Genomic DNA, 12,154 nt, shown 5'->3' with positions numbered 1-12,154 from the left:
GAAATCAGTCTAGCGAATGGTGGCCTGCCCGCAGAGTCGGTTTTATTGGCATGTTGATCGTGGATACGGGCCAGAGCGAGAAAAGATCTCCAAATGGTTGAGAGGAAGATCCCACAATCGTCGAAAATATAGGTGTGACGCGAATCGCTCCCTCGAACTGAGCGAACAACCAAACGCGGTGTTTGGATTGGTTTAGACTCAGTTCACACGTTCCCTCGGCCCCATGATGTACCTGGAGAATGCAATGAAGTTTGTTTGGATTTCCGCCGCGCTGGCCGCCTTCGCCAGTCTGAACAGTGCTCAAGCTGGCCTGTTCCACCACCACAACAGCTGTAATACCTGCGATGTTCCCAGCTGTGCTGCTCCCGCCGCTTGTGTTTCGGCTGCTCCTAGCTGTGCCGCTCCTGCTTGTGCTCCAGCTTGTGCAGCTCCTGCTGCTACCGCTTGTGCTCCAGCCGTGACCTCTTGTGCTCCTACCTGTGCAGCTCCCGCTGTCTCGTGTGCACCAGTGGCTTCGACCTGCGGTCCAGTCGCTAACAACTGCGGTTGCCGCCCACGTCATCGCATTCGATTGCCAAAGCTCTGCATGCCAAAGTTCAAGCTCCACCGAGCTTCGTGCTGCAACACCGGCTGCGGCAACATTGCTCCTAGCTGCGGTGCTCCTGCTGTTACCTCTTGTGCTCCAAGCTGTGGCGCTCCTGCCGTCACCTCTTGTGCACCAAGCTGTGCAGCTCCTGCAACGACCTGCTGCAACTGATTTGAGAATAGCTCGTCCACTGGCCGCAATCTGATTGAGACCAGTCGGAACGATCTAAGCGAAAAGTCGAGGGGAGTCACTGACTCCCCTCGATCGTTTCTTTGGAAGACATCGAGGGCCAGCCGCACGGCCAGCCGCAGCTCGAACCAAGAACGACCTTCAGCACGCATGCCGGCTTCCCGCGAAGCTGGCATGCGTGTTTTCATTCGATGACCACGTTAGAGTCCGTATCTCAAGATACCTCTGTCCTGGACAGCGCCGCTGGGTCCGGTCATCCCCACGGAATTCACGCCAGGAGACGACAATGAGGAACCCGCTATACAGTCAACGCTGCAGCGTGGGCCTGTTCTTTGTGCCTCTCTTTGTGCATCGTGACGGCTCAAGTGGACTGCATCAATCGATCCGGCTTTGGGTACCGCATAGAGAGCGGAGTGCCCCAAACTCTCTTCAGTGAACCGGGGGAGGGCGAAAGCATCTCGCACCAGAGTGATCACGCAATCCGAATTGCCCTCAATCGAGTGGCTTTCCTCGCGGCGACGATTGAGACACGAGCAAATCCGTGCAGAAAAAGCTCGTCAGAAATCGTCGCTCGCATCTGGCTCTCTTCGGCCCCAGTCGCGCGATGACGATCGCTCCGTCGGTTCGTGATTTTGACAGCGGTGCATCGAGCCGATTCCCCGTTGGCCCTCGATCATCGCTGCCGGCAAAGACTCACCGACGAAAGGAGTGGCGTCCCGAAGAACCACGTTCCATGTTCGGAACTGAGCACGGGGCATTCATTCTCGAGTTCCCTTGAGTCGCCAGGACCCACGTCGTCGGTTCCGGCCTAAGGCGCGGGACTCCGGTGAGTACGACTCGACCGGGCACCGGTGCGAGCCGTACTCACCGTTAGAGATGGCTTCGCCGTATCGCAGAGCCCAAAGACGGCTTTGATGGGTCGAATGTCACATCGTGATTTCGACGGATGTGCAGATCTGGTCTGTACCCGAAACGAGTCAATTCGTGGAACGGAGTGGGGAAGCCCGCCGAGACGGATCGAGGAGACTGGTTCAACGCTTCCGGTTGGTTTTCCGTGCTGTCACACGGAACGAGACTTTCACTGTGGGCTCGATTGCCCAGTTTTGTAAGCGAACGTTGAATGAGCCTCGTGCACGTCGCCCTCAATGAGAATCAACGAAAAATCAATGGTATGACAGGGCATCGTCCGTGTGAGATGCCCTTACCGGCGTCTGAAGAGAGACGCTCCCGGCTGCCAGCCCACCATTCTGCGGGGTGGTGGCGCGAAAGAATTCAGGGATCTCGAAGTCCTGAATGATCTCGTCCGTCAATCAGATATGTACAACAAAAATGCCGCGTGGACGGGCCACGCGGCATTCATTTGCAGGGACCAGAGCCAACAGCGTAACAACTCGTCGAATTTACCGTTGGCCGTCGATGTCAGAGTTTGTTTTAGCAACCTCCACTTCCGGTTAAATCGGTTCAAAGTCTACTGTCACTGGCTGTCACGGGGCTGATCCGCTTGTTGTTCGAGTCAGCGCGGATGTGACTGGTCTACTTACCGAAGAACAATTGCTTCAAATAGGCGTTCTTACGGCGTTCCAACTCCATCAATCGAGTGAACGGATTCTGTGCGCTCGAGACTTGCGGACGTACCCGTCGAGCGGCCGCGTGGACTTCGACACTCGTCATCATGACTGCTGCAACGGCTGTCAGAATCAGCAGCTTTCGCATCCATTTCCTTTCGTAGCTGAACTAAGATGTCGGATACAGGGAATGAGAGCTGCCATCGGTGTGACGCGACTGCCTCTTGGCAAAAGTGGCAGTCCTCATTTCCGCACAGAAATTGTCGACATCAGACGGCCTTCCGATTCGCGGGGAATCATGCTTGCGGCGAATCTAGCCGAAGTAACGGACAGCCAAACCTGAGACACCGGTCGCGGAGGCTGATACGATGAGTAAAACATTGACGAGAGCGTTTAAAGACTGTTTTGCAGGGTTCCTGTCGATGAAGAAACACCTGCCAGAAACGCAAAAGACGAAAACTCTTCCTGCGAGGTTGAATTGACAGCTAAAACGTCAGATTCGGTGGTCAAAACAAATTCGACACAGGCCGAAATCGGATTGGTCTGTGCACTCCCCATGGAGCTCAGCGACTTTTTCGGTCGGTGTTCCAAAGTGAAAACTTATACCGGGGGGAAATTCACCTTTCGCGGAGGTTTTTATAAAGAGACTCGCATCGCCATGGTGGAATCCGGAATGGGGTCTGCACGGGCGAAACGGGCCACAGCGGCACTTCTTGAGGCACATCAGCCCCGCTGGATCATTTCCACGGGGTTTTGTGGAGCACTTGATCCGCAGATGCAGGTTGGACAAATCGTCGTGGCCAACGAAGTCGTCAACTTGCAGGACGAGCCACTGCGAATTGATATCGGGATCGCAGCAGATCCTGCTCGCGGCCTCTACGTTGGTCGAACGTTAACCGTCGACAAGATGGTGCGCACCAAGGCCGAAAAACAAGAACTCGCCGAAAAGACGGGCGCGATTGCCGTCGATATGGAGACCTACGGAATCGCCCAGCAGTGCCGCGAGCTGAAGACCCGTTTTCTCGCCGTGCGTGCCGTGAGCGATGACCTCTCGTCGGATCTCCCCAAAGAAATTCTGAGTCTGGTAGGAGAAACCGGATCGGTGCGATTCGGCGCCGTGGTGGGTGCCCTGTTGAAACGTCCCGGCAGTTACAAGGATATGTGGCAGCTCCGTGAAAAGGCCCTGATCGCCGCCGACCGGCTGGCCAACTTTCTTGACGGGGTCATCCTGCAACTGCACGCGTCACCATGAACGGGCCCATTCCAGCGCTACCTCGCATGCTGGATAATGGCACTTTCCGTTTCGACGACGGGTTCCTTTCTCTCGAGAATTTCCCGGTAGAGTTCTGCGGTCCGTGACACCATTTGATTGACGCTGAATTCGCGTTCGACCTCTAGCCGTCCTGCTCGTCCGATGGATCGGGCTTTGTCGGGACTGTCGAGCAATTCCATAATGCGATCCGCCATCTCCGTACTGTTCGACGGAGGAACGAGAAAACCAGTCTCATCGTTCCGAATGACTCGATCGACACCTCCCACACGCGTCGCGATGACGGGGCGTCCCAGCGCCATCGCCTCGAGCATAATTGTCCCGATTCCTTGCTGGAGCGATGGCAGACAGAAAACATCCATCGCAGCGATTGCTTCGCCGAATTCCAGCAGGTTGGGGACAAACGTCACGCGGGAATCGATCTTGAGATCCAGCGCCAGACGGCGAAGCTTCGACTCTTCTGGTCCCGCCCCGGCGATGACAAACTCGACATCACGGCCTTGGGCCAGCACCCGCGCCGCCGCACTGAGGAAAAAGGGAAAACCTTTCACTTCCTCCAGTGGCCCGGCAGCACCGACAACAGGGACGCGGTCAGTTCCCAGTACACTCAATTCATTCTTTCGCTCGTTCGTATCGACGCCACTGTGAATCACAGTAATCAGATCATCGGGCAGGCCGGTCCGCCTCATCAGGTCACGCTTGACCGATTCGCTGACAGCAATAATTCGGCGACACCAGCGCCGATCAATTGCCAGCCGTTCCCACGGCTGCAAATAGTCATGCATTGTAAGAACAAAGGGCCGTTTCAGCTCTCGCGCCAGCCACATGCCGTGGTGCGCGACGTTGCGGGACTGGATATGGATCAGATCGGGCGGATCAAGCTTCAGTTGCTGAAGCATCATCCGGACCACGACACAACCCCAGAGCGGCAACTGCAGATGGGAGAACTCCCGAATCTGAAGCTCGCGGCGCCGCTCGGGTTCGACGCGTCCTGCATCTGGACAGGCGAGAGTGCTGCGCAGTCCGTAGGCTGAAAGATGTTCGGCGAGTCGAAGTGAGTAAGAACAACTGCCGCGTACGGCAAACGGACCCGCAAAGAGCAGAACCGAAGGTTCAATTTCTGACATTGAAAGAGTGCTCAGGAGGACGAAATCCCAAAAAGGGCTGTTGGTCGAGAACGTGCGAAGCACCTTTCGCTTCGCATATCGCTCAACGCTTCAAACCCTTTGGGCGTTGCAGAATCTCATTTAACAGGACTGCCTGTCGGATTCCGATTGGATCACGCAAAACTTTGACCAGCGGATGAAGCTGCGGTGCCTGCCGGGGTTGTGCTTCAGAAATCTGATTTCCCAGATCATGCTGCACTGCGGAGTTGATATCCCGGTTCACAGCCGCATCGACGCGACCACCCAACTGGTGAGGATGACCGCCAATCCCCGCGGCCGATGTCGCCAGTCCGAAGCCGCTCGATCCCTGACTGATTTCCGAAGAGAGAGTCGGAATTCCTTTTGGATTTGGCTGTGCCTGGGAAACATTCCGCTGATTTGTTGAGCGCTGGCCATTTTTAGACCGGTCCCGGGGTGGTTTTGGAGGCTTGGGTGCCTGGGATGCCTGTGGCTGTTCCCGACGGGGTGGTTTTGACTTTGGTTTCTCTCCGGTCAGTTGCTGGAGCAGGACTTCAATCTCATTTTGAGCGGTTCGTTGCTGCGGCCGCGGTGCCTTCGGCAGCTGCTCTTTCTGCTGATTTTTTCCCGGAAACAGGTTCACGAACCAGCTCAGGAACGAAATCACCAGCACGCACATCCCGATGATCTGCGAGATGTCGATGTTATTTCCGGCGGCGAAAATCATACGATATTCCTGAATGCGATCGATAACATCACGCGGTCGGAATCGGGTCTGGTCTCGTCCGATCGGTCCCAGGATGAACTGATATCACACCGGCAATGTTCCGTACACATTATTTACTGATTCCGGTCCCCGCGATGGTACTTCGCATCTGCGTGTCGGCTTGCACATTCTTTAATTCATAGTAGTCCATCAGCCCCAGACTCCCCTTCCGGAAGCCCTCCGCAATCGCAACGGGGACTTCTGCTTCGGCAAGAACGACCTTCGAGCGACTTTCCTGGACCTGCGCCACCATTTCCTGTTCACGGGCTGTGAAATCGGCTCGGCGTTGTTCCGCTTTCGCCTGTGCAACTCGCATATCCGCTTCAGCCTGGTCTGCCATCAGCCTTGCACCAATGTTCTCGCCGACATCGATGTCCGCAATGTCGATCGAGACGATCTCAAAGGCGGTCTGCTTTTCCAGACCTTGATTGAGTACCGTCTGTGAGATCATTTCGGGGTTTTCCAAAACCATCTTGTAAGAGGGAGTGGAACCAATCGCTTGAACGATGCCTTGCCCGACACGTGCAATGATCGTTTCTTCGGTCGCCCCACCGATGAGCTGATGAATGTTCGTACGGACCGTGACTCGGGCACGAGCCTTCAGCACGATCCCATCCCCCGCGACAGCATCCAGCGTCGATTGTCCCTTTCGGATGTCCGGACAGTCGATCACTTTGGGATAAACGCTGGTCCGCACGGCCTCCAGAATATTACGTCCCGCCAGATCAATCGCCTGAGCCGTTTGCCAGTCCAGGTCGATATTGGCTTTCTTCGCCGCAACCAGGGCCCGAATCACGTTGGGGACATTCCCTCCCGCAAGATAGTGAGATTCCAGATCACGGGTGCTGATCTGGTAGGTATCCGTCAGTCCCGCCTGGACAGCGATAATCTTTGCCCGAACGATGGCTCCTGGATTCACTTTTCGAATCGTCATGATCACCAGATTGGTCAGCGAAATATCCGCCCCCGTCATCCAGCACTGGATCCAGAGGCTGATAAATCGTGCGAACACGGCGAAGAAGATCAGCGCGATAATAATAATCACGATGACGCCAACGGTGATCAGTGAACTCATATGTGCCCCCATTCAGTTGGGTTGAAGGAATCGATCCAGACCATCAGCACATGCTGCGAGATTCCCCCCGGATCCGTCAAGCACGACAGCCACATGGCCATCGGTCGATAATGGGTGGAGCTCGTACGTTTCTGACGTCGAATCACGCTCGCCAGAATTGTGGACGTGGGTCAACTTATCTTAGCGGAGTCTATCGCCCCGAGAAACTGGCTTCGCTTCCCAGGCTGGCAGGAATTCTCTGCATGAAGAAAGCAGAACCTCTTTTTCATCAAGTGCTGGAAGGGTATTCAAAATCGAGTCCTTTCGATAAGTCGAATGGTTCTGTCAGCTCTTCGGCAGCCACTTCTTCAGGTGCCCCGGGCCGCACAATCAGAGTTCGACCGTCAACAGCAATCACTCGTACCGAGACACCGTTGTCGATCGACAGTCCCTCAGACGTCGCCTGTAATCGCTCTCCGGACACATTCACAATTCCGCCCGGATTCAGAAGCGTGGCTGTGATGCCGAACCGCCCGACGAGATTCTCCAGATGTGCAGACTCTTCGAGATACGGCGTGACTTCTTCCGGCGTGGGAGCCTCGAGCAAGACCCGCCGACCAAATGAAGTTTGAGGCAAGATATAAAATCCCACCCCGATGACGGTCGGAACAAGCAAGAGCAACAGTGCGCAGTAAGCCACAAACAGATTCGGACTTGATGTCCCCCAGGCACGATAGGCGAAGATCAGGGAGATCACCAGCGTGATGAACGTGACGACTCCCAGCAGTCCGCCAGAGGGGACGAAGACTTCCGCAGCGAGGATTGCGAGGCCGACGATCAACAGCACGACGGCTAAAAAAGCATTAGAATCCATAAGGTCAATTCTGTCTCAGCACTGCGAGCCATCCCGGACGGAACATGAGCAGTCGAGGAATCAAGCGATCCCTCCTCAACAATCAACCTGGTGTTATTCAGCGAACTTCTTCAGGCAATCCCCGTTTGAAGTGTAGCTCGACCGGTCATTGAGGCAAGCGACACCGACTGCGCAGCACCTCCGCCGCTCATTTCGCAAACAAGACCTTCGGCTGAGCCTTTTCCCACTCTTCCTTCGAAACAGGTTTTGTCTCGTGCAAATGGACAAAGGTCCCTTTCTTATTCCCGACGACAATATCCGGCTTGCCATCACCGTTGACATCGGTGGCAAGGACTTGAGTCCCCACACCCGAATCATCGTCGACAAATTGTGGAACCCAGGAAACTTGTCCGACCGAGGGACGGACCAGCTTGAACCAGTAAACCACCGCCGGGGCTTCTGGCTCGGCGTCACCGGCTGGACCGTGAGCCCAGAACCGTTTTCCTGTCACGATATCTTTCAGTCCATCCCCGTCCATGTCGACGAGGTCCAGTGCGTGCACCTGCGAGAACTTCAGACCGTAGGGGTTTTGAGTCGGTTCATGCCCCATAATCAGATGCTCGCGGAACTTGATCTCGCCATCTTCCTGATATTGCTCGAACCAGGCGAGTCCGTAGCCGTGGGCCTGCAAGCTGGTGATGACATCGTTCAAGCCATCGCCATTCACATCGTAAGCGTACATCTGAGCTCCCCCGCCACCGAAAGCGACCGGGTGGAAAACCCATTCCGGATCACCCGCAAGCGAAGCGGGCTGTTCCCACCAGCCGTTCGCGACGAACACATCAGTCCGTCCGTCCCCGTTGATGTCTCCCGCACCGAGACCGTGTGTGAAGCGTTGCCAGTTCCCCGGTTTCGAAATCTTGTGGAACGTCCACGGCTTGGTGGGATCTGACCAGTCGACGGTCGTGTAGCCCACAAACCCTTTCTGATCCCCTTCCACGGGAAGCGTCGCACCGCTCAGGATTTCTGGCTTGCCATCCCCGTCGATATCAAGCCACTGGGGAGATTCGTTATCCACGGTTTTGAAGACCACATGAGGCGTCCAGTGCCGGCTTTCCCCTTTCGGATTCTCGTACCAGGTCGCTTCCGCTCCGGGGAATCCGTAGACCAGGACGTCCGTCCAACCATCGCCATTGAAATCATGGGTAAACGTGAAGAAGTTGTCCGAGTAGGCATTGTTCTTTCCCAGCGCCCCTTCAAACCCCGGCACGTCGACGACTGTTCCATCGGCCTTTTGCAGTTTGAAGGTCTGCTTCGCCGGGTAGATTTCCCGTCGTTCCTTGAAATCAGGCGCTGCATACCAGTACGGCCCGCTGACGACGTCGAGCTTCCCATCGTGATTGAAGTCACCGACATTGGCCCCTTCCCCCCAGAACTGATCGTTCAGAAGCAACTTCTGGAACGAATGGAGTACATACTCTTCCGCGTTCACGACGCTGAAAGATCCGCATACCACAGCAAGTAGACAGGCCAGGGGAGTGATTTTCATAGTCGACGATCTTCCCAATTCGGAACCATGGAACGCTTCTCAGTCACGAGCGGCCAGGAATCACAGACGCGCGGACAGTACCACCATTCAGGGTTAGCCTGATAAGCGGTTCCCTGCTCGCCCGCAAAAATCGATGATCCCCCGTCGATTGCTCGTGTTCGATCTCTCAGGGGACTGAGCGAATCGCAATCGATAACATACAAATCCGTTCCGCTGTTTGAAACCCGCTCGCCTCCCGCCAGGGAAGCGGTGCACGTTGCCGCTCCGGGCACCCGCTTCCACACTTCACATCGTTTCCTGTAACGCGGATCGTTTCCTGCGACACACCTCAATCGATGACGATCAGATCCCGGGAGAAGCGCGATAACAGTTCGGCTCCATTCTGCGTTACGAGCACGTTGTCGATGATCCGAGCCCCCAGGAATTCGTCACCGATGAATACCGGAGGTTCGACCGTGATCACCATTCCCGCTTGCAGCGTGTAAGTACTATCACCCAGCATGTGCAGTGGTTCTCCCCATGTCGGGGGGAAGCCCGGGGCCAGGCCGTACCCGGTCGTATGCACGCGTCCCCTCCCCAGACCCGCGTCATCGATGACCCGTTTTGCGGCCAGGTGTGGAACGACCGCAGGAACCCCGTGGCGAATCTCGGCGATACACGCGTCCGATGCTCGACGGACGACATCGTAAAGCTCTTGCGCCCGCGGAGAGGGCGTTCCGAGACAGAATTGCCTTCCAATCGTCGACGTGTACCGCTTGAACATGGCACCGTACTCGATGCTGCCCGTGTCACCTCGCCGCAACACACGATCCGTTGGTGCTCCGTGACTGAATCCAGCACGCGGCCCTGAGACAAGATTGATCGGGCTGGCGGCCATGCCACTGTGGTTCTGAAACAGCGCCTGATAGACGGTACCTGCCAGTTGCAGTTCCGTCACCCCTTCCCGCAACGCCTTCACAAAGGCATCCATCGCGATGTCGGCAATCCGGCTTGCCTCGCGGATGTACTTCAATTCGGTCTCGGACTTCACCAGTTTGAGGTCGTGGATCAGGTTCGTTGGTTCCGCGACCTGGGCCTCCCCCAGGAACTGCTTCATACGAACGTAGTGGTGCGGATGCAGGTAATAAGCGGGCACTTCCATCCCCACCCGTGCCCGCTTCAATCCCAACGAATTCGCCACTTTTTCAAACAGCAGAATGGGATCCTCGGGTTCTGGCATCCCGAACGTCCAGATCTGATCGACGAGCGCGTCGTCGAGAAATTCACTCCGTTCCCCCTCGCGAGTGAGCACGATAATGTCACCCGGTTCGGCAGAAATCAGGAGGCACTGAAATTCCTGATAGCTCTTCGCATCAGATCCCGTCAGCCAGTGAATCGAGACCGGATGGATGACCACAAGCCAGTCGAGCCCGGCTGAGGCCATTGCTTCGCGGACACGTTTTCTTCGGAATTCGAAATCTTGGGTCGAGAAATCCAGCTTCGACATGACTTTCCTTGAGTTTTCATTGATAAAACAGACTTGATATGTCGCGATGATCCCTATCCGACAATAAGATAACAACTCGTTGATGGATGTGCCCTGACACTCTTGTTTGGTTGCCGCCGATGTCATCTGATTCCGCCGAACCGCAAGCCACAAAAATCCGCTGGTTGATCGTGGCAATGCTGATGGGCTTCACGTTTCTAGGGCACTTCAACCGCGTCAGCATTTCGGTCGCGGGGACCGAGCGTTTCATCAAGCCCGGCGGGCTCGACATGGAGCAGATGGGCCTGGTCTATTCTGCTTTTCTGCTGGTCTACACCCTCAGTATGCTGCCAGGGGGCTGGATCATTGACCGTCTCGGTCCTCGCTGGGCCCTCGCAGGTATGGGATTGGGGATGGGGACCTGCGTCGCACTAACGGGGGCTCTCGGCTGGACCGGCATCCCCATCGCAGGCATGCTCGTTCCGCTGCTGATGATTCGCGGCATTGCGGGAGGGATGAGTGTGCCGCTGCACCCCGCTGCCGCTCGAAGTGTTTCCCTGTGGCTCCCCCTCTCCAGTCGGACCACTGCAAACGGGCTGGTCACGGCTGGAGCACTGATCGGGATCGCTGTCTGTTTCCCCGTCTTCGGCAAATTGATGGATCACTTCGACTGGCCGCGAGCATTTGTCATTTGCGGCGTTGCCATGATTGCGTACTCGCTCGCCTGGCTGGCCCTTTCCAGTGACAGCGTCATCGATCACCCTTGGACCAATTCCGCCGAGCGTGGCATGGTTCAGCTGGCCGATCAACCGGCCCCCCAAACGCGCTCGACGTGGCGCGAATTCCTCGATCTGTTTCGTAATCGCAACCTGGTACTGCTGACGTTGAGCTACGCCGCGCTCAGCTACTTCATGTACCTCTTCTTCTACTGGCTCGGGGCTTACTTCGAAAAGACATTGAATCTGCCGGTCGAAGACTGCCGCAACGCGACCATGACGGTTCATCTGGCAATGGCGGTGGGAATGGTGATTGGTGGCATCGGTACAGACTTTTTGGGACGAAAAGTGGGCCGGCGGTGGGGTTGCCGTGGTATCGCAATGCTCGGAATGAGTCTGAGTGCACTGCTCGCCTGGAAGGGACTCTCCATCGCAGATCCGACGCAAGTTGTCTGGTATTTCGCGTTCGCGCTCGGGTCACTGGGACTCGTTGAAGGGATCTTCTGGACCGCAGCACCGCAACTCGAACCCCGCAACGGAGGACTCGCTGGCGCTTTCCTGAATACGATTGGCAACGCTGGTGGACTGACGGCTCCATATCTGACACCAGTCATTGCCAGCAACTTCAGTTGGAACGCAGCCATTGCAGTCGCATGCTGTTCTTGCGGAATTGGCGCCATTCTGTGGTTGTGGATCGATATTGATCCAAATGCAGAGCGGATCAGCGTCCACGCCCCGGATGTCACTGCACCGGAAGTCGTCATCTGAACAAGACGGTCGTCACACAAACCGTGAACAGTAAGGCAAAGCCCCGGTTGTAAGACCTTGTGCTGACCGGGGGCGATGACCGATGAAGTATCCGCCACAGGCGACTCCAGCAACAACCATCCCCGGCTCTTGGGCCACTGCCATCGCCATCTGAGTGACCGATCTGACTCGTACTTGCAGGTACTGCGTTGCGTCAGGGGACTGATGTGAGTGGTATAAGTCGGGTTGATAGCTTGGCACACAAGTTCT

At 56.2% G+C, this 12,154-nt stretch carries 9 protein-coding genes; 2 read left to right on the top strand and 7 right to left on the bottom strand.

Annotation, left to right across the window (positions count from 1 at the left end):
* Positions 1 to 2,308: 2,308 nt before the first annotated feature.
* Entirely contained in the window at positions 2,309 to 2,488 is a 180-nt protein-coding gene (locus ACGY09_RS00455) for a hypothetical protein (protein WP_373652053.1), read from the bottom strand.
* A 330-nt stretch (positions 2,489 to 2,818) separates the two neighbouring features.
* Between ACGY09_RS00455 and ACGY09_RS00450 the strand changes: the two genes are divergently transcribed.
* A complete protein-coding gene (locus tag ACGY09_RS00450) occupies positions 2,819 to 3,592 on the top strand; it encodes a 5'-methylthioadenosine nucleosidase (protein ID WP_397570060.1) in 774 nt (257 codons plus the stop codon).
* A 17-nt stretch (positions 3,593 to 3,609) separates the two neighbouring features.
* Here ACGY09_RS00450 and ACGY09_RS00445 read toward each other — a convergent pair whose 3' ends face one another.
* From ACGY09_RS00445 to ACGY09_RS00420, 6 genes are all read right to left on the bottom strand, one after another.
* On the bottom strand, positions 3,610 to 4,737 hold the full coding sequence (locus ACGY09_RS00445; RefSeq protein WP_373652054.1) for a glycosyltransferase family 4 protein: 1,128 nt from the start codon (positions 4,735 to 4,737) through the stop codon (positions 3,610 to 3,612).
* Between the two features lie 82 nt (positions 4,738 to 4,819).
* Positions 4,820 to 5,461, bottom strand: coding sequence for a hypothetical protein (locus ACGY09_RS00440; protein ID WP_373652055.1), 642 nt, complete (start codon positions 5,459 to 5,461; stop codon positions 4,820 to 4,822).
* Positions 5,462 to 5,570: 109 nt separating this feature from the next.
* Positions 5,571 to 6,575 carry a flotillin-like protein FloA gene (gene floA / locus ACGY09_RS00435; protein WP_373652056.1) on the bottom strand — a complete coding sequence of 335 codons (1,005 nt, stop codon included), beginning with the start codon at positions 6,573 to 6,575 and terminating at the stop codon, positions 5,571 to 5,573.
* A 268-nt stretch (positions 6,576 to 6,843) separates the two neighbouring features.
* Entirely contained in the window at positions 6,844 to 7,428 is a 585-nt protein-coding gene (locus ACGY09_RS00430; RefSeq protein WP_373652057.1) for an NfeD family protein, read from the bottom strand.
* A gap of 187 nt (positions 7,429 to 7,615) precedes the next feature.
* On the bottom strand, positions 7,616 to 8,956 hold the full coding sequence (locus tag ACGY09_RS00425) for an FG-GAP repeat domain-containing protein (RefSeq protein ID WP_397570059.1): 1,341 nt from the start codon (positions 8,954 to 8,956) through the stop codon (positions 7,616 to 7,618).
* A gap of 328 nt (positions 8,957 to 9,284) precedes the next feature.
* Positions 9,285 to 10,442: a M24 family metallopeptidase gene (locus ACGY09_RS00420; RefSeq protein WP_397570058.1), complete on the bottom strand. Its 1,158-nt coding sequence runs from the start codon at positions 10,440 to 10,442 to the stop codon at positions 9,285 to 9,287.
* Positions 10,443 to 10,561: 119 nt separating this feature from the next.
* Between ACGY09_RS00420 and ACGY09_RS00415 the strand changes: the two genes are divergently transcribed.
* Positions 10,562 to 11,905: an MFS transporter gene (locus ACGY09_RS00415; RefSeq protein WP_397570057.1), complete on the top strand. Its 1,344-nt coding sequence runs from the start codon at positions 10,562 to 10,564 to the stop codon at positions 11,903 to 11,905.
* Positions 11,906 to 12,154: the final 249 nt, after the last annotated feature.

Source organism: Schlesneria sphaerica, from assembly GCF_044336245.1.
Taxonomy (GTDB): Bacteria; Planctomycetota; Planctomycetia; order Planctomycetales; family Planctomycetaceae; genus Schlesneria; species Schlesneria sphaerica.
The sequence above is the reverse complement of the archived record's forward strand: the minus strand, read 5'-3'. Positions and strand labels throughout refer to the sequence as shown.

Excerpts from the sequence above, each read along its gene's own strand:
- ACGY09_RS00455 (WP_373652053.1), bottom strand. The coding sequence starts at position 2,488 with ATGCGAAAGCTGCTGATTCTGACAGCCGTTGCAGCAGTCATGATGACG.
- ACGY09_RS00415 (WP_397570057.1), top strand. The coding sequence starts at position 10,562 with ATGTCATCTGATTCCGCCGAACCGCAAGCCACAAAAATCCGCTGGTTG.
- ACGY09_RS00430 (WP_373652057.1), bottom strand. The coding sequence starts at position 7,428 with ATGGATTCTAATGCTTTTTTAGCCGTCGTGCTGTTGATCGTCGGCCTC.
- ACGY09_RS00425 (WP_397570059.1), bottom strand. The coding sequence starts at position 8,956 with ATGAAAATCACTCCCCTGGCCTGTCTACTTGCTGTGGTATGCGGATCT.
- ACGY09_RS00440 (WP_373652055.1), bottom strand. The coding sequence starts at position 5,461 with ATGATTTTCGCCGCCGGAAATAACATCGACATCTCGCAGATCATCGGG.
- ACGY09_RS00420 (WP_397570058.1), bottom strand. The coding sequence starts at position 10,442 with ATGTCGAAGCTGGATTTCTCGACCCAAGATTTCGAATTCCGAAGAAAA.
- floA (WP_373652056.1), bottom strand. The coding sequence starts at position 6,575 with ATGAGTTCACTGATCACCGTTGGCGTCATCGTGATTATTATTATCGCG.
- ACGY09_RS00445 (WP_373652054.1), bottom strand. The coding sequence starts at position 4,737 with ATGTCAGAAATTGAACCTTCGGTTCTGCTCTTTGCGGGTCCGTTTGCC.